The 18,732-nt window shown below is 68.1% G+C and carries 18 protein-coding genes; 8 read left to right on the forward strand and 10 right to left on the reverse strand.

Annotated elements, in window-relative coordinates; genetic code table 11:
- Window positions 1-120: 120 nt before the first annotated feature.
- From H623_RS0112750 to H623_RS0112760, 3 genes are all read right to left on the reverse strand, one after another.
- Window positions 121-1,638: an ABC transporter substrate-binding protein gene (locus H623_RS0112750; protein ID WP_022901321.1), complete on the reverse strand. Its 1,518-nt coding sequence runs from the start codon at window positions 1,636-1,638 to the stop codon at window positions 121-123.
- 203 nt (window positions 1,639-1,841) lie between these two features.
- Window positions 1,842-2,570 carry a DUF1684 domain-containing protein gene (locus H623_RS0112755; protein ID WP_022901322.1) on the reverse strand — a complete coding sequence of 243 codons (729 nt, stop codon included), beginning with the start codon at window positions 2,568-2,570 and terminating at the stop codon, window positions 1,842-1,844.
- Window positions 2,571-2,711: 141 nt separating this feature from the next.
- Entirely contained in the window at window positions 2,712-3,629 is a 918-nt protein-coding gene (locus H623_RS0112760; protein WP_022901323.1) for an NADP-dependent oxidoreductase, read from the reverse strand.
- A gap of 69 nt (window positions 3,630-3,698) precedes the next feature.
- On the opposite strand from H623_RS0112760, the gene H623_RS0112765 reads away from it, so the two are divergent.
- Window positions 3,699-4,286: a TetR/AcrR family transcriptional regulator gene (locus H623_RS0112765; RefSeq protein WP_022901324.1), complete on the forward strand. Its 588-nt coding sequence runs from the start codon at window positions 3,699-3,701 to the stop codon at window positions 4,284-4,286.
- A 105-nt stretch (window positions 4,287-4,391) separates the two neighbouring features.
- On the opposite strand, the gene H623_RS0112770 is transcribed toward H623_RS0112765, so the two are convergent.
- Complete coding sequence (locus tag H623_RS0112770) at window positions 4,392-4,970, reverse strand: TetR/AcrR family transcriptional regulator (protein WP_022901325.1); 579 nt, start codon at window positions 4,968-4,970, stop codon at window positions 4,392-4,394.
- 89 nt (window positions 4,971-5,059) lie between these two features.
- Between H623_RS0112770 and H623_RS0112775 the strand changes: the two genes are divergently transcribed.
- Window positions 5,060-5,941, forward strand: coding sequence for an SDR family oxidoreductase (locus H623_RS0112775; protein ID WP_022901326.1), 882 nt, complete (start codon window positions 5,060-5,062; stop codon window positions 5,939-5,941).
- Window positions 5,942-5,994: 53 nt separating this feature from the next.
- Window positions 5,995-6,948, forward strand: coding sequence for a beta-ketoacyl-ACP synthase 3 (locus tag H623_RS0112780; protein ID WP_022901327.1), 954 nt, complete (start codon window positions 5,995-5,997; stop codon window positions 6,946-6,948).
- Window positions 6,949-7,025: 77 nt separating this feature from the next.
- Here H623_RS0112780 and H623_RS0112785 read toward each other — a convergent pair whose 3' ends face one another.
- Entirely contained in the window at window positions 7,026-7,379 is a 354-nt protein-coding gene (locus H623_RS0112785; protein WP_022901328.1) for a VOC family protein, read from the reverse strand.
- Between the two features lie 83 nt (window positions 7,380-7,462).
- On the opposite strand from H623_RS0112785, the gene argG reads away from it, so the two are divergent.
- Window positions 7,463-8,899 carry an argininosuccinate synthase gene (gene argG / locus H623_RS0112790; RefSeq protein ID WP_022901329.1) on the forward strand — a complete coding sequence of 479 codons (1,437 nt, stop codon included), beginning with the start codon at window positions 7,463-7,465 and terminating at the stop codon, window positions 8,897-8,899.
- Between the two features lie 137 nt (window positions 8,900-9,036).
- Here argG and H623_RS0112795 read toward each other — a convergent pair whose 3' ends face one another.
- Together H623_RS0112795 and H623_RS21200 are read right to left on the reverse strand one after the other, a co-directional pair.
- A complete protein-coding gene (locus tag H623_RS0112795) occupies window positions 9,037-10,242 on the reverse strand; it encodes a glycoside hydrolase family 3 N-terminal domain-containing protein (RefSeq protein WP_022901330.1) in 1,206 nt (401 codons plus the stop codon).
- A 213-nt stretch (window positions 10,243-10,455) separates the two neighbouring features.
- Window positions 10,456-13,548 carry a DUF7507 domain-containing protein gene (locus H623_RS21200; RefSeq protein WP_022901331.1) on the reverse strand — a complete coding sequence of 1,031 codons (3,093 nt, stop codon included), beginning with the start codon at window positions 13,546-13,548 and terminating at the stop codon, window positions 10,456-10,458.
- Window positions 13,549-13,783: 235 nt separating this feature from the next.
- Between H623_RS21200 and H623_RS0112805 the strand changes: the two genes are divergently transcribed.
- Window positions 13,784-14,155: a hypothetical protein gene (locus tag H623_RS0112805; RefSeq protein ID WP_022901332.1), complete on the forward strand. Its 372-nt coding sequence runs from the start codon at window positions 13,784-13,786 to the stop codon at window positions 14,153-14,155.
- Window positions 14,156-14,197: 42 nt separating this feature from the next.
- Here the strand turns inward: H623_RS0112805 and H623_RS0112810 are convergent, their stop codons facing one another.
- Complete coding sequence (locus H623_RS0112810; protein ID WP_051143224.1) at window positions 14,198-15,493, reverse strand: alpha/beta hydrolase; 1,296 nt, start codon at window positions 15,491-15,493, stop codon at window positions 14,198-14,200.
- Window positions 15,494-15,758: 265 nt separating this feature from the next.
- Between H623_RS0112810 and H623_RS19820 the strand changes: the two genes are divergently transcribed.
- From H623_RS19820 to H623_RS0112825, 3 genes are all read left to right on the forward strand, one after another.
- A complete protein-coding gene (locus H623_RS19820; RefSeq protein WP_022901334.1) occupies window positions 15,759-16,127 on the forward strand; it encodes a hypothetical protein in 369 nt (122 codons plus the stop codon).
- Window positions 16,128-16,168: 41 nt separating this feature from the next.
- Window positions 16,169-16,519, forward strand: a complete 351-nt coding sequence (locus H623_RS0112820; protein WP_022901335.1) for a UBP-type zinc finger domain-containing protein — start codon at window positions 16,169-16,171, stop codon at window positions 16,517-16,519.
- Window positions 16,520-16,640: 121 nt separating this feature from the next.
- Window positions 16,641-17,051 carry a YchJ family protein gene (locus H623_RS0112825; protein WP_022901336.1) on the forward strand — a complete coding sequence of 137 codons (411 nt, stop codon included), beginning with the start codon at window positions 16,641-16,643 and terminating at the stop codon, window positions 17,049-17,051.
- A 94-nt stretch (window positions 17,052-17,145) separates the two neighbouring features.
- Here the strand turns inward: H623_RS0112825 and H623_RS19825 are convergent, their stop codons facing one another.
- Both H623_RS19825 and H623_RS0112835 read right to left on the reverse strand, forming a co-directional pair.
- Window positions 17,146-17,853 (reverse strand): PadR family transcriptional regulator, encoded by a 708-nt coding sequence (locus tag H623_RS19825; protein ID WP_022901337.1) that lies wholly within the window; start codon window positions 17,851-17,853, stop codon window positions 17,146-17,148.
- 300 nt (window positions 17,854-18,153) lie between these two features.
- Entirely contained in the window at window positions 18,154-18,690 is a 537-nt protein-coding gene (locus H623_RS0112835; protein ID WP_342664584.1) for a VOC family protein, read from the reverse strand.
- Between the last annotated feature and the right edge of the window lie 42 nt (window positions 18,691-18,732).

Genomic DNA, 18,732 nt, shown 5'->3' on the forward strand with positions numbered 1-18,732 from the left:
CGGTATCTCCCGCCTGCGCATAACTCAGGCCCGGCCGGCCCGGCGCGCGAGCCGAACCCGCGTGACCCCGGGGTTCCGGTCACGGCCGACGCCAGGCAGCCTGAATTGTGCGCGGGACCGTCAGCCCTTCGTGATGTCGTACACGTAGAACTGCGAGTTCAGCCCGTTCACCGGGTAGCCCTTGACCGTGCTCTTGGCGACCACGATCTGCGGGTACAGGTAGAGCCAATCGCTGGCGGCATCCTTCACGATGATCTCGTTGGCCTGCTTGAGCTTGGCGGTCTGCTGAGCGGTGGTCGTCGATTGCTCGGCCTGATCGATCAGCGAGGTGACCTGCGGGTTGTCGTAGCCCCAGTAGAAGTCGGGGTTGCCGTACCAGGTGACGTCGCGGTCGTTCACGTGCTCCTGCATCGTGGCCACGAAGTCGTGGTTCTGGTACACCTTCGTGTACCACTCGTCGGGCGTGATGATGTTGATCGTCACGGTCACGCCGATCTTGGCCAGTGCGGCCTTGATGAACTGCGCCGCGGCCGGGTGCGGATCGTAGTTCGGAGTGTCGAGAGTGAACGAGAAGCCGTTCGGATATCCGGCGGCCGCAAGGTCGGACTTGGCCTTCGAGACGTCGTACGGGTACACCGACGAGAGGTTCTCGTACCAGGGATCGGTCGGCGGCACCATCGAGCCGGTGACCTTGCCGTAGCCGTTCCAGATCGACTTCAGCAGCGCCTTGCGGTTGATCGCCTCGGTGATCGCGACACGCACGCCGGTGTTGTCGAACGGCTTCACCTTGTCGTTGAACGCCAGCAGCAGCTTCGTGGTCGAGTTGCCGTCGTTGACCTTGAACTGGGAGTTGTTCTCGAACTGCGAGAGGGCATCCGGGCTCTGCTCGCTGGTCACGATGTCGAGCTGACCGGACTGGAGCGCGTTGTTCTCGGCGGTCGCGTCCTTGTAATAGTTGAAGACCACCGTGTCGGTCTTCGGCGCATCACCCCAGTAGTCCTTGAAGCGCTGCAGCGTGATGGCGCTGCCGTGCTTCCAGCTCTGCACCGTGTAGGGGCCGGTGCCGTCCTCGGTCGTCTTCAGGTTCTTCGCCGTGTGGTCGATGATCCACACGTAGCTGAGGTTGTAGACGAACGAGATCGAGCGCTGCTTCAGGTGCACGACCACGGTGTCGGCGCTCGGCGTCTCGATGCTCTTCACGACCTGCAGGTCGCTCTTGCGCGCCGACTGCGACTTCGGCGCGAGCACCTTCTCGATGCTGTACTTCACATCCTTCGACGTGAGCTCATCGCCGGAGTGGAACTTCACGCCCTTGCGGAGCGTGAACGTGTAGGTGAGGCCGTCATCGGAGGTGGTGTACTTGGATGCCAGCAGCGGCGTGACCTTGCCGTCGTCACCGAGCTTGTAGAGGGCCTCGTACACGTTCCCGTTCAGCACCTCGGTGACGCCCTGGCCGCCGCCGGCCGTGTTGTCGAGGTTCTGCGGTTCGTAGATGGAGCCGACCTGCAGCGTGGCGTCGGCGCTGCTGCCCCCGGAGCCCGACGACGAGCAGCCCGCCAGCATCAGGCCGGCCGCGGTGACAGCGGCGATGACCGAAAGGGATCTCACGGTGCGATGCGTGGGCGATGTGCTGTGCATGGGGGTCTTTCTCGTGGTGTGTGACGGCTCGTCGGTTCGAAACCGGGAGCCCGGTGGGGAGGTTCGTGCGTGCAGACGCTTTGTCTTCTCGGTGCTCGTTCGGACTCTGCGTTCGTGCCGGCTCAGTGCTTGAGCAGACTCAGTGCTTGAGCAGACTCAGTGCTTGTGTCGGCTCGGCATCCTCGGCCGACACTTGCGTCGGCTCAGTGCTCGAAGCCGGCGGCGAACCGCGGTCTCTTCTCGCCTGCGGTGACCGGCACCGCGAGGCGATTGGAGGGCGGAGGCAGCGGACAGTTGTACTGATCGCTGAACCCGCACGGCGGAACGAAAGCGCGGTTGAAGTCGAGCACCACTTCGCCCGCGCGCGCGAACTCGTCGCTCGCGCGCTCCACGAACAAGAAACGACCGGAGGCGTACGTTGATTCCCGGTTCGTCGGATCGCCGAAGACGAGCAGCAGCACGCCGTCATCGTCGAACGCGCTGAGCCGGTACTCGGCGCCGCCGATCGCGACGGTGATGACGCCCGGCACGGCCAACTCCCGCGTGCGCCCGTTGTCGCGCAGATGCTCGAACGGCACCGTGTGCCCGTCCGCGAGCGGCGCATACGTTCCGCGCACCACCCAGTGTGGGTCGTAGTCGTAGACGTCGACCCCCTGGAACGCGCGGATGGCCGGCGACGCGGCGTCCCAGAGTCGCAGTCCCTCCTGCTGCAGGCCCGTGTCGAGGTCGGCGCGCGCCAGCCTCGTGACGGTGACGGTCCCGGGCGCCGGGGTGACGGCATCCTCGTCGGGAATCTCAGCACCGGGCTGGTACCAGCGGGTCTCGATCAGTGCGAGGTTGCCCTGCGGGCGGGTGAGCGCCGCCTCCCGTTCCTCATGCCACTGCGCGTGCCGTGCCCGCGCGGAATCGATCGAAGGAATGTCGGAGCTCACCGCTCCATGTCAGCACATCATCCCCGATCGTGCCGGTTCCCCCGATCGTGCCGGTTCCCCCGATCGTGGCGCTTGCCGCGGTAGGGCGACGACCGATCCGCGCACGATCCTGCACGGCGCGGTGAAGAGCCGCGTTCGCGGTCAGTGAGATTCGATGAGGATGACCCGTCGCCCGCGTGTGTGCCCGGCCCGGCTGTCGGCGTGGGCGGCCGCGGCGTGCTCGAGGGGATAGGCCTTCTCGACCGGGATGCGCAGCTTGCCGCGCGCGATCAGGTCGACGGCTTCGGCCAGAGCTTCGAATATCGGGCCGCCGACGCCCGAGAACCGGACGCCGTGAGCCGCGGCGCTGAGGTCCGCGATCGTGATCACCGCTTCCGGGTCGCCCGTCAGATCCACCAGGTCTGGGAGTATGCCGGAGCCGACCAGATCGAGAGCTGCATCAATGGCACCGTACTGTCGCACCCGGTCGACCCAACCGTCGCCGTAGGTGGTCGCCACGGCACCGAGATCACGAAGGTAGTCCTGGTTTCCGGGACCGGCCGTGCCGATCACCCTGATACCCCGTTCGCGGGCGATCTGCAGCACCGCCGACCCCACGCCCCCGGACGCGCCGTTGACCAGCAACGTCTGCCCGGGCTGCACGCCCACCTCGCGGAGGATGCGCAGGGCCGTCTCCACCACCGACGGATACCCGGCGGCCTCGGCGAAGGTGAGGTTCTCGGGCACCGGAGCCCACGCGAACAACACGGCGTGCTCGGCATAGGTGCTCCAACCTCGCCCGAACACGCGATCGCCTGCTTCCACCCCGTGGACTCCCTCGCCGACTTCGTCGACGATGCCGGCCGCGTCCTGACCGACGCCGGCGGGCAGACCGATCGCACCGTGGGACTCCGTTGCCGACTTCTGGAACTGCCCCTCACGGATTCGCCAGTCGACGGGGTTGACCCCTGCCGCCTGGACCGCAATGCGTACCTGGCCCCGACCGGCGTGCGGTACGGGCGCGTCAACGACCTGCAGAACCTCGGGACCGCCGAACTCGGCAAAGCTGACCTTCTTCATGAAGGCAACCTAACACTACTCGTTAGTCTTTTGTATTCGTTAGCGTACGCGACTTGATATGGTATCCACGTGAGTTCCGCGTCGAGCCGCCGTGAGCGCAAGAAGGCCGCGACCCGTCAGGTGATCGCCGATGCAGCGCGGCGGCTGTTCCTGGAGCGGGGCTACGAGGCCGTTGGCGTCCGCGAGATCGCCGATGAAGCCGACGTCGCCGTCACAACGCTGTTCGCGCACTTCCCGTGCAAGGAAGCGTTGGTGTTCACCCAGGACGAGGACTTCGAACGCAGCATCGTCCAGGCCGTCACAGACCGCGCGCGACACGACCCGCTCATCCCGGCACTACGTCGAGAGATCGAGGAACTCGTACGACACTGCACAACGAAGGAAGCCGTCCCTGTCTGGAGGATGGTCGACGAGACCCCCGCCCTGGGTGACTACGATGCGGCGATCAGACTGCGCCATGCCGAGTCCCTGGCCAACGCCATTGCGGCTTCGGATGATCTCGGACACAGCCGGGTGGCATGTCGCGCGATCGCGTGGTTCGCGATCGACGCCTACTCGCTCGCCCGCCAATCCGCTCGCCCGCAGGCTGCGTTGGACGAGGTCTTCCTCATGATCGGGGCCGCGTGGGATGCCTCCGGCACCCGACGACCGGACTGATGCGTGCCGAGTATCACCGCGGAGCGACCTCCAGCGGTCTTATCACTCACGTGTGATGCGTGACACTGGCGCGTCAGACTGTCTGATCGCAGAATTCGGGTTCCGCTAACCCAGGAACGCGGCGGCCGTGCGCAGGTCGTTCAGGGCGGCCAGCGCATGCGGGGCAAGCCCTTCGTCGCCGTCGCGCGCCGCTTCGGACCACGTGGCGTAACCACGCTTGAACGCGAGGACCCCCAGCTCGGCCGCGAGGTGCGCGATCGGCTCGGGCACACCCCGGTCCATCAGTGCGGTGCGCATCGCCGCGGCGAGACCGACGCTCTTGAGCGCATCGCGCTCCTGCAACTCCGCGCTCGCGGCCACGGCTGCTCTCAAGCGGGGACCCAGTTCGCGGTTCATCGGCCCCATTTCATCCGCGGCGCGCGTCAGGCCGGCGGCGACCGCTTCCAGCGGTGTGGCGTCCGTCGGTGCCCCGGTGATGCCCTCTGCCAGCAAACGGCTGAGCGTCTCTTGCCCCGCGACAAGGACCTCTCGCTTGTCGGTGAAATGCCGGAAGAAGGTGCTGCGCGTGACGCCGGCGCGTTCAGCGATCTGCGCGACCGTCGTGGCGTCGTAGCCGTTCTCTGTGAACAGATCGACAGCGGACGCGACGAGACGTTCGCGCGCTCCCGGTTCCCATCTGGCCACGAGGCAATGCTATCAGCATGATGAGACAGGTGTCGCATCAGCGTGCTACTCTGATGCGACAACCGTCTCATCACTCTCTTGGAGAACCCATGCGCGTTTTCGTCACCGGTGGCACCGGAACCATCGGCTCCGCCGTCGTCCCTGAGCTGCTAGCCCATGGCCACACTGTTCTTGCCCTCGCTCGCTCCGACAGCTCTGCGCGAGCCCTCGCCGACGCCGGCGCCGAGCCGCTGCGCGGAGAGATCGCCGACCTCGATGTGCTCCGCGCCGGCGCTGCCCAAAGCGACGGGATCATCAGCCTGGCCTTCAACCCGGACTACGGCACCGCCGACGGGCTTACGGCGGCCATCGCCGAGGAGAGCGCCGCGATGAAGACGCTGGGCGAGGAATTGGTCGGCACGGATCGCCCGATCGTGACCGTCTCAGGAACGCCCTGGGTCGCGGGCCGCGCCTCCACTGAGCAGGACCCGCTTCCACTCGTAGGGCCGGTGGCTGATCGGGCCCGTTCGGTCAACGCACTGCTCGCGCTCGCCTCACGCGGGGTACGCGCCTGCGCCGTACGAATGCCCCGCACCGTCCACAACCGGGGCAACGGAGGATTTGCCGGTCTGCTGGTCGAGCGGGCACGCCGAACCGGCATGGTCGGCTATCCCGGCGAGGGCGATCAACGTTGGCCGGCCGTCCACGCTCTTGACGCCGCGGTCTTGTTCCGCTTGGTGCTCGAATCGGCCTCAGCCGGCACCGCGTGGCACGCCGTCGCCGACGAGGGCGACCGGGTGCGCGACATCGCCTCCGTCATCGGGCGGCGGCTCGATCTGCCCGTCGAACCGGTGCCGGCGGAAAGCTTCGGTCCGTTCGGCCCGATCTTCGCGATGGATCAGCCCGCTTCCAGTGCCCACACCCGCAACACCCTCGGATGGCGGCCGACGCACCCCGGACTCCTCGCCGACCTGGAAAATATCCGACCCTGACGACGCCGGCCACCGGGGGCGCGCCGGCATGCGTGTCTTACTAGAGTCGGCGCATGAGCGAACAAGTACTCCGCGGATCGCAGCTGACCGGTTTCGGGCACTACCAGCCCGAGCGCGTGCTCACGAACGACGAGTTGGCCACCATGGTCGACACGACTGATGAATGGATCCGCACCCGCACCGGAATCCGCGAGCGCCACATCGCGAACGAGACCGAGACCGTGGCATCCATGGCGACCGAGGCTGCGCGCATGGCGCTGAAGGATGCCGGGCTCGAGTCGGTCTCGCTCGTCATCGTGGCCTCGACCACGCTCAGCGACCGCACCCCGTTCACCGCCGCCCGCGTGGCGGACGCACTCGGCATGCCCGGTCCCGCCGTGATCGACATCAACACCGCCTGCTCCGGTTTCGAGCACGCGGTCGCGCTCGCCGACCAGGCGATCCGGTCCGGGTCGGCCGACTCGGCGCTGGTGATCGGGGCAGAGCGCCTCTCGGACGTGACGGACTGGTCGGACCGGCGCACGTGCATCCTCACCGCCGACGGCGCAGGGGCTGCGGTGCTGGTGGCCTCCGACGACCCGGGGGTCTCCCCGGTCGTGTGGGGCTCGGTGCCGGGCATGACCAACGCCGTCGTGATCAGCGGCGAACCCGAGTACTTCTCGCAGGACGGCCAGGGCATCATGCGCTGGGCCCTCACGAAGGCGGCCCCGCACGTGCGGCGTGCGCTGGATGTCGCGGGCGTCACGATCGACGACATCGACGTCGTCGCGTTCCACCAGGCCAACCTGCGACTGATCGAGCCGCTCGCGAAGTCCATCGGTGTGTCCGAGCGGCACGTGCTCATCCACGACATCGAGGAGTCCGGCAATACGTCGGCCGCGAGCGTGCCGCTCGGGCTGTCGAAGGCGTGGCATCGCGGCGAGCTGCCGCGCGGCGGACGCGCCCTGCTGTTCGGCTTCGGCGGCGGCTTCGCGTTCGCGGGCCAGGTGGTGCGGCTGCCGGTGTAAGGCTCGTCAGCCGAATCGGCGCCTCTGCCCGGGCCACGGATCGAAGGTCCGATTCTCCTCGAGGGGCTCGATCCGGATCAGTCCGCGTGCCGCACCACGTTGACCACGGTGCCGTCGGGAGCCCGCACGAAGAATCGGCGCACTCCCCACGGCTCCGTCTTCAACGGCAGCACTATCTCGTATCCGAGTCGCTTCGCCTCCTCGTACGCCGCCTCCACGTCGGGAGTGTGCACGGAGATGTCGGAGTCGACGGGCGCGTCGGCGTCACGGGTCACCAACTGCACGTGCGCTCCGGTCTCCGGATTCGTGAACCTGGCCACCCATCCCAGGTTGAACTCCTCGTCGCGCAGTCCGAGGAAGCCCGTGTAGAAGCCCTTCGCCGACTCGATGTCGTCGACCGGGCGATTCGTGGTGATGCGTGTGGCGTGCATGGAGGCCCCCTGTCGAAACGTTCGACCCCCACGGTACGACCGCGCGCTCAGGTGCCGCCTCGATCGCCCATAAACTTGTACGCATGTCCAAAGTCCTCGCATCCCTTCCTGTCGGCGAACGCGTCGGCATCGCCTTCTCGGGCGGCCTCGACACCTCCGTCGCCGTGGCGTGGATGCGTGAGAAAGGCGCGGTGCCGTGCACCTACACGGCCGACCTCGGGCAGCCCGACGAGCCCGACGTCGATGCCGTACCCGGCCGCGCCGCCCAGTACGGCGCTGAGCTCTCGCGACTCGTCGACTGCAAGCTCCCGCTCGTGGAGGAGGGCCTGGTCGCGCTGCAGTGCGGCGCGTTCCACATCCGCTCCGGCGGCAAGACGTACTTCAACACCACACCGCTCGGCCGCGCGGTCACCGGCACGCTGCTCGTGCGCGCCATGCTGGACGACGGCGTGGAGATCTGGGGCGACGGATCCACCTACAAGGGCAATGACATCGAGCGGTTCTACCGCTACGGCCTCATGGCCAACCCGCGTCTGCGCATCTACAAGCCGTGGCTCGACCGTGACTTCGTCACCGAGCTCGGCGGTCGCAAGGAGATGAGCGAGTGGCTGCAGGCGCGTGATCTGCCGTACCGGGCATCCGTCGAGAAGGCCTACTCCACCGACGCGAACATCTGGGGTGCCACGCACGAGGCGAAGCTGCTCGAGCAGCTCGACACCCCGATGACCATCGTGGAGCCCATCATGGGCGTGCCGTTCTGGCGCGATGACGTCGAGATCGCCGCCGAGGATGTCACGGTGCGCTTCGAACAGGGCCGCCCCGTCGCGATCAACGGAGTCGAGTTCGACGATCCCGTGGCGCTCGTGCTGGAGGCGAATGCCATCGGCGGTCGGCACGGGCTGGGCATGAGCGACCAGATCGAGAACCGCATCATCGAGGCGAAGAGCCGCGGGATCTACGAGGCACCGGGCATGGCCCTGCTGCACATCACGTACGAGCGACTGCTCAACGCAATCCACAACGAGGACACGGTGGCGAACTACCACAACGAGGGCCGCCGCCTCGGCCGGCTGATGTATGAGGGACGCTGGTTCGACCCGCAGTCGCTCATGCTGCGCGAGAGCATCCAGCGCTGGGTCGGCTCCGCTGTCACCGGCGAGGTGACGCTGCGCCTTCGCCGCGGCGACGATTACTCCATTCTCGACACGAGCGGTCCGGCGCTCAGCTACAGCCCCGAGAAGCTCTCCATGGAGCGTGTGGGCGACGCGGCGTTCGAGCCCGAAGACCGTATCGGCCAGCTGACCATGCGCAACCTCGACATCGCCGACTCGCGTGCCCGCCTCGAGCAGTACTCGGCCTCGGGCGTCATCGGCGGGCCGACGGCCGCGCTGGTGGGCGACCTCGGCTCCGGCGGCGCTCCGCAGATCAGCGCGGGCGGCGAGACGCCGGAGCAGACGGCGGAGCAGGCCGAGATGGATGCCGCCAACGAGGCCGCCGCTTTCGACCTCGGCACCGACTGACCACCGGCTGACCACCGGCTGACGCCCAGCCCCTGTTCACGTCGCGAATTCTCGGTCTCGGTATGCCGAGTTCCACCGCGCTTCGCGACTCGAACAGGGGATGAGCGTCACCGCCGCTCGATCAGAACAGGCTCCGATCAGAACAGGCCGGCGCGCAGCGACTGCACGCGACGCAGCGACTGCTTGAAGTGACCCGGGTTCAGCGTGTGGTCCTGTGCCGCTGCGGTGATGGAGTCGAGCGCGTCGAAGCCCTGGTCCATGTCGCGTGCTGAGCAGAGCAGCAGGTCCATCCCCGCCTGTGCGGCCGCCAGCGCGCGGTCACCGGTGCCGCCGAACGCCTCGAGCGCGCCCGCCTCCAACGCATCGGTGATCGTGACACCGCCGAACCCGAGCCGACCGCGCAATTCACCCTGCACGAACGTCGACGACAGACCAGCCGGGTAGACCGCATCGAGTGCTGGGTACACCGCCCACGAGGTCATGACCAGCTGCACACCGGCGTTGACGGCGGGCGTGAAGGCCGCCTCGTCGACGCTGCGCAACTCGTTCGCGGACTGAGTGAGAGTCACCGGACCGAGGTCCGTGTTCTCCTCCGCCGTCGCGGCACCGAGCCCGGGGAAATGCTTCGCCGTCGCCGCCACGCCGGCACCCTGTTGCGCCCGCACGAAGTCGGCGCCCAGCCTCCCGGCGAGCACCGGATCCGAGCTGTACGAGCGCTCCCACTGGTCGTCGAAGTTGCCCTCTTCGCGGAACACGTCGAGCACCGGTGCCAGGTTGAGGTTCATGCCGACGTTCCGGAGCGCGGAGGCCGCACCGGAGCCTGCGGCGGTCGCCGCGGCATCCGGATCGGCGGACAGCCCGATCTTCTTCTCAGAGAGCATCGGCTCCTGCCCGCGCAGACGTCGGATATAGCCGCCCTCCTGGTCGGTCATGAACAGCAGCGGTTCCTTGATCGGAGAGGACGCCTGTGCCGCACGCAACTGCGCCACCACGTCCGCGATCTGGGTCAGGCTCAGAATGTTCTCTCCGAAGAAGATGACACCGCCCACCTCGCCGGCGGTGATGGCATCCAGGAGGGACTGCGGGGGCGTTGCGCCGGGGTAGGAGAAGATGACGCGCTGGCCGGCCTGCTGCCGTGTCGACAGCTTCGCCCACCACGGCGGTGCAGCCGAGGCGCTCAGCGCACCCGCGCCCGCGGCTCCGGCGCCCGCTGCCGCAAGGCCGGCCACGGCACCGATGCCCGCTGCGAGCACGGTGCGGCGCGAAGGCCCGCGGCCCGGCTGAGAGAAGGCGGCCGCCCCGGATGCGGTCGGCTCGTCCGATCGTGATGATGAGAGATTCATGCTCACTCCTTTGAGGCCCCGCGACGGTGCGGAGCACGATTCCGACATTCGACCCGCCCCCATCCGGGTGTCAAGCCGTCAGCGATATCTGCGCGAATGCGCATCGAAGGCGATGCGCGCTCCAACACCGGCCGGCCCGTGCACCCACACGGCGCGCGGGAAAGGGCCGGCACCGACTTCGCAGGGTGCCGACCCTCTCTCACGGGCGAGCTATCAGCTCATCCGACGACGACGACGGATCCACACGGAGGCAGCGGCGAGCAGACCGAGCACGAGGAGCCCGAGACCGACGCCTCCGGCCGTCCAGATGTCGCTACCGGTGACGGCGAGCCCTGCAGCCGCGACCGGCGCGACCTCGACCACCTTCGCCGTCGACGGGCCCGAACTGATCGGGTCACCGCCAGGCGTGGTGCCGGTCACCGTGGCCGTGTTCGACAGCGTGCTGCCGTCGGCGAGATCCGCGGCAACGACCTTGTACGTCGCTGTGCAGTCGATCTCCGCACCCGGCGCCAGTACGCGCCCGGACGGGCACGTCACCGCCGACAGCGTGCCGTGACCGGTGAACGCACCTTCGTTCACCTTCGGGTCACTGATGTCCACGTTGCCGCTGTTGGTGATGGCGAACGTATAGGTGATCACCTGTCCTACCGTCGTCGCCTGCTGACTGCTGGCCGACTTGACCAACGACAACGCGGCGTGCGGGTTCGTCGTCACCGAAACGGGGTCGGAGGGCACCGGCGGGATCGTGTCGCCGCTGGGAGTGTCACCCGTCACGGTGGCAGCGTTGCTGATCGAGCCGGCATCGATGTCGGCTTGCACCACCGTGTAGGTGGCGGTGCAGGTCTCCACCTGAGTGGGTGCCAGCGTGATCGGCCCCATCGGGCACACCAGGTTCGACAGAGTGCCATGGCCGGTGAAGCCGGTGTCGGTCACCTGCGGATCGGTGATCGTCACGTTGCCGGTGTTCGTCACCGTGAACGTGTACGTCATCGTCTCACCCGCAGCGACGGCCTGCACGTCTGCCGTCTTCACGATCGACAACGCCGGCGAGGCGGGAATGGTCACTGTCACCGGGTTCGACGGCACTGGGGTCAGCGGGGTGCCGTCCGGCGGAGTACCCGTCACGTCCGCGGTGTTCCTCAGCGTTCCCGCATCGACGTCGGCCTGCGTCACGGTGTAGGTCGCGGTGCACGTTTCGATCTGACCGGCCACCAGCGTGGTGGTCGGGCAGTCGATCTGCGGGAAAGCGCCGCTCCCGGAGAAGTCCGTGTCGGCGACGCCCACGGCAGTCAGCGTCACGTTGCCCGTGTTGGTGACCACGAAGGAGTACTTGACCGTCTGACCCGCCGCGGTCACCGTGGTCGGGTTCGCCGACTTCACGACCGTGATGCCGGGAGCCGGCGGGGTCGGGATGACGATGGAGGACGGCGGAGACGTGATCGGCGTGCCGGACCCGGTCGGGGTGCCCGTCGCCGTGGCGTCGTTCGTGACCGAACCGTTGTTCACGTCCAGCTGTGTCAACGTATACGTCGCGGTGCAGATCTCCTGCTCGTTCGGAGCGAGCGTCGTCTGAGGACAGTCCGGTGCCGACATCGTGCCCGTGCCGGTGAACGTGCCCTCATCGACATGCACGTCGCCGAGCGGGACGTTGCCGGTGTTCGTCACCGTGAAGTGGTAGGTGATCGTCTGGCCGGGCATGAAGTGGTTCGAATCGGACGGGTCGGCCGACTTCACCACCGTGATCCCGGGAGCCGGTGCGGTGGTCGGCGTCGATGTCGTCGACGGGGCCGAGGTGATGGTCGTGTTGTCCGGCGTCGTACCGGTCGCGGTCGCAGAGTTGTCGACAGCACCCGCGGCGACGTCGTCGGACGTGATCGCGTAGACGGCGTTCGCCGAGCAGGTCTCGACGGCACCGGGCGCGAGCGCGGTCTGCGGGCACGTGACGGCGCCTGCCTTCGTGTCGGTCACGCCGACTCCGGTGAGCGGAACGCTGCCGGCGTTCGTGACGTCGAACGTGTACTGGATCGTGTCACCGGCATCCGTGAGACCGTCACCGTTCACGTCCACGGGGGTGCCGGCGTGCTTCACCACGGTGAGACCAGCGGGCTGCGCCGTCGTGGTCGAGGTGTTGTTGTCGGGAATCGGGTCCTTCTCGTTCGCCGTCACCGTGGCGGTGTTGACCACGTTCGCGCCCGCGCCGGCCGCGGGAACGGTCGCGGTGATGGTGAACGTCTGCGAGTCTCCGGCGAGGGTCCGTCCGCCCACGCAACGCACGTCATTTCCGGTGACGGTGCACGCCTGGTCCGGGGAGGCAACGCTGGTCAACGGCGCCGGCACCGTGTCATCCACCGTGAACCCGCTCGAGTTGCCCGGCCCGTTGTTGGTCGCCGTCAGGTGGTAGGTGACGGTCGCACCGGGAACGAGCGACTGGGGACCCGTCTTCACGATCGACAGATCGGTCGGCTGGCCGGGCGAGGCCGCGCCGTCGTTGTTGCCGCTGGACGGCCCGGGGCTGGACGAGACCACAGTGAACGTCGGGGATCCCGACGCCGGGTTCGTCACCTTCACCTGCGAGACCCTGCCGGTCCCGTTCTCCGAGAATCCGAGGTTCCCATTCCCGAACGTCCACGCGGCCCCGTAGCCCCCGGACGCCAGCGTCGAGGGGAAGGTGGCCACCGCCCCGTTCGTCGGATTCACCCGCACGTATCTCGAGGGGGTGTTCGTGACGCCCCAGAAGTAGCCGTCCGCGTACGTCACGTCCGACGCGTTCGTCGCCGCCGAGAGCGCGACCGTCTTCACCAGGGCTCCGGTCTTCACGTTGATGGCCAGCATGCTCGCCAAGCCGGAGTTCGTGATGTACAGGTAACCGCCGGGTCCGAACGCACCGAGGTTGTAGCTGCCGTCGTACGTCGCGGTGCCGATCCGGGTGGTGGTTCCGCCCTGACCGATCCTGATGACCGATCCCACCGCGTACCCGGACACAGGCGGGTTGCCCACCTGAGTGACGATGCCGTAAAGGTAGTTGTCGGCGGTGTTGTAGGAGATGGCGTTGTAGGTGAGCCGCGACGTGGCACCCTCGGGCTGGAACGAGACCGTTCCGGTCGAGTCCGTCGTCGCCTCGAACAGTCCGGTGGGGGCGTTCTGCGCCACGAACACCAACGGATCGGCGGCCGGGAACGGATCGCCCGGCGCTGCAGACGCCGGTGCCGGGAACAAGGCAGTACCCGCCAACACCGATCCGGTCAGCGCGAGCGCGCCCGTCCAGGCGAGCGTTCGCAGCCGTCGAGATCGAAGCCGGGGCAGCACCCCCCTTCGCTCCCCCGATGTGTGAACGGCTGCGTCTGGCCCGAATCGCCGCACTGCTTCCCCCTGCCCGTCGATATGCGCCAGGCGGGACCCGAATCCCTACGCCTGGCAATCCGTGTCAATCCAAGCGGATCGGAAAGCGCTTGCGCGAAATCTCACCCGAAATATCACCCCGCATGTCCCCCGGATACGGGTCGATCGATCTGTGCACGCGCCGACCGACCATGATGGATGCATGACCGAGCCGATCCGGCGAGCGCGCGTCGATCAGGTGCTGCCCCGCAACCAGTTCCTGGTCGTCGGCCCCGTCACCGTCTCCGCGCTCCGCGAGGGCCGCTGGGTCGACGGAGAGCTCGGTCTGACCGAGGAGTGGCTGGTGTTCGCCTCCGGCGATCCGCACGATGTGCCGGACCTCGCGCTGCTCGACACCGGCATCGAGATGGATGCCTCGACCGACGCCGGCGTGACCATCGTCACGATCGCGATCTCCCGCACCGTGCGCCGCTACCGTGGCGCCAGCACCGACCTCGAGCCCCTGCTGACGGCGATCACGCGACTGCGGGAGGCGCCGCCGAGCGGCGAGCGGGTGTGGCGCGAGGGCGGCTGACAGGCCGCGGCGCGCGCCACGTCGCGATGCCGTCTCGCCGTGTCACCGCGCCGGCGACACGGTCGCCGCGTGCGGGTCGCGTTTCGGCGGAACGGTGACCCCGGCGACGCTCATGATCGACTGTGTGCCGGCATCCAAGTAACCGAACGTGGAGAGGTGCTGGCGGTACGCAGCCTTGAACTCCTGACGGTTCGTCAGATGCGACCAGGCGCTCGACTCCGGGTTGTCGTTCCAGGCCGAGTGCAGAATGGGCGCGTGGCCGGTCACGGGCGACAGATGCTTGTTCGGATTGCCGTCGACGGCGAGCCTGATCGCCCCGAACGACGGCGACCGGGGATCGCTTCGTGAGATGCGACCCCACTGCGCCTCCGTGTCGCCCTTCGCCTCGCCCGCGAACACGTGGGCGGCGTGCAGTTGTCGCGCCGACGAGATGCGCTCCTCGATTCCGGCCGAGCCGAGCATGACGAAGGAATAGACGTTCAGGGCGCGCGCGAAGAGGGCATCCGCCGAGGTCGTCGTGCCGTAGGAGTGCGCGACGATGTTGAGCGTCACAGTGTCGCGCGCCTTCTTTCCGCGGGCCGCCCAGAAGCCGTTCACGGATTCGATGAGCTGAGCCGCTCCGGCACGCGCGTAGGCGCCGAGCGCCGCGTCGATGCCGGGCGGCGGAGTGACATAGCCGATCCAGGCGATCACGGCGCGCTTCCGTGTCGCTCCGGCCTCGCCCTGAGCGTCGTAGATGTTCTGGGCCCCTTGGGCCCAGAGCTGCATGTCGTCGGTGTAGGTGCCCATTCCGGGAACGGCGTACGTCACGAGGCGCGCCTGGTCGACATCGCCGATCGAGATGGCCGCGAGCGGCTTGGCGCCGTTGGTGAGATCGATCAGATACCGCTGCGGGTGATGCTTCCTCAGCGCTCCGCGGATGGCCAGCAGGCACTTCAACGTCTGGCGCGCCACGTCGTCGGAGGGGTTCTTCGCGACCGCGGCTCTCGCCAGTTTCGTCTTCTTCGCCAGTCGGAGACGGTTCGCGCGGTCACGCGACCGATAGTCGACGCCCTCGAGCTGGCCGACCATCGACGGCTGCGACTTCGTCATCTTCGTGCGTGCTTTTCGCGACAGGTCGTCCCAGATTCCGGCGATGGACTTCGGATGCAGCCTGAGGAAGCCGACCGTCGCGCCAGGGTGCGTGGAGACGTAGTCGAGCAGTTCCGACGACGAGAGCGAGTCGAGGAACGAATACCGTGACGAGGCGACGGGGTTCTGCTCGATCGGCGCGATCGTGATCCCGACCAGGCCGATCAGCACGACGACGACGAGCGAGAGCGTGCGACGCCAGTTCATCCGCCTGTTTCCCCCCGGGCCCGACATGCTTCGTTGCGCTACGACCGGCACCTGCTGAGGGCTCCCCCGAGCCCCGCGTTGACCACGCTACCAATGCGAAGCGGCGACCCGGGGGCGATCGTCTGGCGAGGAGGCGGAGTGCGCGTGCGTCGGCCGACTCCGCGGCGTAGGCTCGCAAGCCCGTGCCGTCCCCGCGCCGCGGGCAGCGAACCGCTCGGTTCGAGACGTGATCCGACACCGGATCGTCGCTGTAGAAGGAGGCTTCATGCCCGAGTCCGAAACGCCAACGCCGATCAGCTATCAGGCGCTCACGAAGGGCGCCGCGGTGTTCACGACCGACGGCGAGCGGCTCGGATCTCTCGAACACGTGCTCCAGGATCCGGCACTCGACCTCTTCGACGGGCTCGCGGTGCGCACGCACCACGGCTTGCGGTTCGTGGATGCGCAGCAGGTGGCATCCATCACCACCGCCGGCGTGACGACCTCGATCGAGGAGTCCGAAGTCGCCGGGCTGCCGGCGCCCGAGGGCGATGCGGTTCTGGATGCCGACCCCGACCAGTACCAGGGTGAGGGACTCACCGCCTGGTGGGGCCGCACGTTCCGCCGCTCGCACTGGCTGCGGGAGAAGGACTGACGCGGGTGGCGGAATCGAGACGGTGACCGCAGGCTGAACTCATGACCGACACAACGGGCATCAACACCGCCGCATCGCCCAGCGGCACCGGATGCGCCGAGTGCGACGAAGCCGACGGCTGGTGGTTGCACCTGCGACGCTGCGCCGAGTGCGGCCACATCGGATGCTGCGACTCCTCGCCCGGACAGCACGCGACAGCCCACTTCCGCGAGACCGGACATCGCTTCATGCAGAGCTTCGAGCCGGGCGAGGACTGGTATTGGGACTACGAGACGCAAGCCGTCGTCGACGGCCCCGAACTCGCGCCGCCGTCGAGTCGGCCCGAAGGGCAGACCGCTCCGGGACCGCAGGGGCGAGTGCCGGCCGACTGGAAGGATCTGCTGCACCGGTGAGCGACGCGAGCGTCCGGGCTTCCGCCTCCGAACCCGCCTCCGAACCGGCGCACATCGAGGCGGAGTCGACAGCAGCGGCAGTAGTGGCAGCAGCCGCAGCAGCAAGGCCACAGGCCGCACGATGACCCGGTCCGCGGATGCCTGCCCGTGCGGCAGCGGCGATCATTACGCCGCGTGCTGCGCGCCTCTGCACCACGGTGAGGTGGCCGCACCGACGGCGGAACGCCTGATGCGATCGCGTTACTCGGCGTTCGCGGTAGGTGACGCGGAATATCTGCTCAGCACGTGGCATCCGTCGACCAGACCCGCCGAGCTCGAGCTCGATCCGCACATGGAGTGGCGCCGGCTCGTCATCGTCGACGCGGTCGACGGCGGTGAGCGCGACGAGGACGGCGTCGTGGAGTTCCGTGCCTATTGGCGGGTGCTTCCGACACCACAGCGGCCGCGTGACGGCGGGGTGCTGCACGAACGCAGCAGGTTCCGCCGCGAGCGCGGCCGGTGGTTCTATCTGGACGGCGACGTCGACGCCTAGCGGCGGGATTCGGCCGACCGGTCGGCCCGGCCGGCCCGGCGGCCCGAATTATGGACGGGACCGGGCGCGAGAGCGTCCACGACCGGCTCCGGGCCTACTCGGCCAGGATGAGGTAGAGCGCCTTGCGCAGTTCGTCGATCTTCTCGGCGGCCTGCGCGCGCTGCTCGTCGGTGGCGGCGAAGCGGAACTGCTGCACCACCCCCATGAGCTTGCCGATGGACTGGTGCAGCGCCGCGCCCGAGGCGTTCAGCCCCGGTGCCGCCTGCCACGCCGCGTCGAGCTCCGACTGGTGCTCCGCGACATAGGCAGTGCCGGCATCCGTCAGCTCGTAGTCGGTGCGGCGGCCATCGCCCGTGGCCTCGACGAGCTCCTCGTCGACCAGCTGTTGAAGGGTGGGGTAGACCGATCCGGGGCTCGGCTTCCACAGGCCGTCGGTGCGCTCTGCGATCGCCTTGATCAGGGAGTATCCGTTCTGCGAACCATCGGCCAGCAGGCTCAGAATGGCGGAACGGATGTCTCCGCGCGACGCTCGCTTGCGCCCGCGTGCCCCGAAGGCGGCCATGAACGCGGGATCGAACCCGCGCGGATCGAAACTCGGGCCGAACCCGCGGCGACCGTAGCCCTCTCCACGCGACGGGCCGTCGAAGCCGTGGGCCTCGTGCGGCGCACCGTGGTGGTGTGCGCCGGGTTCGTCGTGGTGGAAACGCTGCGGGCCACGGCCCCAGCACTCGCGGTCATCGCGCGGGTGACCGCCGTGTCCGTGACGACGCGGAGCGTCGCCCATGAAGTCTTCGTCTCTCATGAGATCTCCTATCGTTGATGTTCTAAGACACGTCAACGATATATCGCTCATGGGTATTCCGCAAGGCCGGCTACCGGTCGGCCCGGTCGTCGTTCCGCGCTGCGCCGCCGCCCACTCGCCGCGCCGCCCGCCACTCGCTGCGCCCTGGCACTCGCTGCGCCCTGGCACTATTTCAGGCCATATCCGGTCACATCGATATATACGACGTCTGATCCGATATGCCCTGAGTTGGTGTCGCCGGAACGGGCTTGGGGGTCGCCGGAACGGACTTGGCGGGGTCGCCGGAACGCGACGGAACGGTCAGGCCCCCTGGGATTTCGCCCACTCGGCGACGCGCGCGGCGCTCTCTTCGGGCGAGAGGTCCTCGACGCGCGTCATGATCGACCAGCGCACGCCGAACGGGTCGACGATCGACGAGTATCGGTCGCCCGTGACGAACGTGGCCGGCGCCTCGCGCAGGATGGCGCCCGCGGATGCCGCCGCCTCCGTCGCCGCGTCGCAGTCCTGCAGGTAGACGGCGAGGGAGTAGTCGCGACCCTCCGAAGCCGGGTCGGGAGCGATCAGGCCGTACGCCTCCATCGCGTCGCTCAGCGTGAGCATTCCGGACCCGAAGTCCAGAATGGCGTGCGCGATGCCGTCCCCGCCCGGGAACCGTGTCACGTCGAGCACACGCGCACCGAACACGTCACGATAGAAGTCCAGCGCCGCCGTCGCGTCGCGCACCACGATGTGCGGCGTGATCGACGTGGAGCCGTGCGGTATCCCGTTCGCGGTGTACGCACCGTCGGCTGCCGTCGCCTTGTTCGTCGTCATCGTCTCGTTCCTCGTCTCCGTCACGGTGTCGACGCTACGCACGACAGTCGGCGGTCTCTTGTACTT

The organism is Humibacter albus DSM 18994, assembly GCF_000421825.1.
GTDB lineage: Bacteria > Actinomycetota > Actinomycetes > Actinomycetales > Microbacteriaceae > Humibacter > Humibacter albus.

Bases quoted from the DNA above. Each gene is read 5' to 3' on its own strand.
- H623_RS0112750 (WP_022901321.1), bottom strand. From the start codon at position 1,638: ATGCACAGCACATCGCCCACGCATCGCACCGTGAGATCCCTTTCGGTC.
- H623_RS0112760 (WP_022901323.1), bottom strand. From the start codon at position 3,629: ATGAAGAAGGTCAGCTTTGCCGAGTTCGGCGGTCCCGAGGTTCTGCAG.
- H623_RS0112775 (WP_022901326.1), top strand. From the start codon at position 5,060: ATGCGCGTTTTCGTCACCGGTGGCACCGGAACCATCGGCTCCGCCGTC.
- H623_RS0112780 (WP_022901327.1), top strand. From the start codon at position 5,995: ATGAGCGAACAAGTACTCCGCGGATCGCAGCTGACCGGTTTCGGGCAC.
- H623_RS0112785 (WP_022901328.1), bottom strand. From the start codon at position 7,379: ATGCACGCCACACGCATCACCACGAATCGCCCGGTCGACGACATCGAG.
- argG (WP_022901329.1), top strand. From the start codon at position 7,463: ATGTCCAAAGTCCTCGCATCCCTTCCTGTCGGCGAACGCGTCGGCATC.
- H623_RS0112795 (WP_022901330.1), bottom strand. From the start codon at position 10,242: ATGAATCTCTCATCATCACGATCGGACGAGCCGACCGCATCCGGGGCG.
- H623_RS0112805 (WP_022901332.1), top strand. From the start codon at position 13,784: ATGACCGAGCCGATCCGGCGAGCGCGCGTCGATCAGGTGCTGCCCCGC.
- H623_RS0112810 (WP_051143224.1), bottom strand. From the start codon at position 15,493: ATGAACTGGCGTCGCACGCTCTCGCTCGTCGTCGTCGTGCTGATCGGC.
- H623_RS19820 (WP_022901334.1), top strand. From the start codon at position 15,759: ATGCCCGAGTCCGAAACGCCAACGCCGATCAGCTATCAGGCGCTCACG.
- H623_RS0112820 (WP_022901335.1), top strand. From the start codon at position 16,169: ATGACCGACACAACGGGCATCAACACCGCCGCATCGCCCAGCGGCACC.
- H623_RS0112825 (WP_022901336.1), top strand. From the start codon at position 16,641: ATGACCCGGTCCGCGGATGCCTGCCCGTGCGGCAGCGGCGATCATTAC.
- H623_RS19825 (WP_022901337.1), bottom strand. From the start codon at position 17,853: ATGAGAGACGAAGACTTCATGGGCGACGCTCCGCGTCGTCACGGACAC.